At 60.0% G+C, this 245-nt stretch carries 1 protein-coding gene; it reads right to left on the bottom strand.

Annotated features, from left to right (window positions below):
* Positions 1 to 183 (bottom strand): hypothetical protein (locus tag SB752_RS33090; protein WP_410719610.1); only part of this gene is annotated, 183 nt, incomplete at its 3' end.
* Positions 184 to 245: the final 62 nt, after the last annotated feature.

Raw genomic sequence — 245 nt, 5'->3', positions numbered from 1 at the left:
CATAAGAATGCCGATAGCAGCTTCCGGTGACGTTGGGGCTCCTCGCACTTCAGCCACGGCTCCGTGTGGAAAAAAAGCCGGACCAGCACCAAATACTGTGTTTTTGTACAGGTATAATTTGTTCCCGCTGGCTGCCCTTTGGGCGAGAGCTTGGCGTCTGCGTCGGTTTGTTCCGCGCGACATGCGTCAGTGCCCATATGCACGGCAGGCTGGCCGCCTCGTTGCGCCGCCCGGTGCCCCGCAAC

It is taken from the genome of Brevibacillus sp. SIMBA_040, from assembly GCF_046535075.1.
Taxonomy (GTDB): Bacteria; Bacillota; Bacilli; order Brevibacillales; family Brevibacillaceae; genus Brevibacillus.
This window is presented reverse-complemented; position numbering and strand designations above follow the sequence as displayed.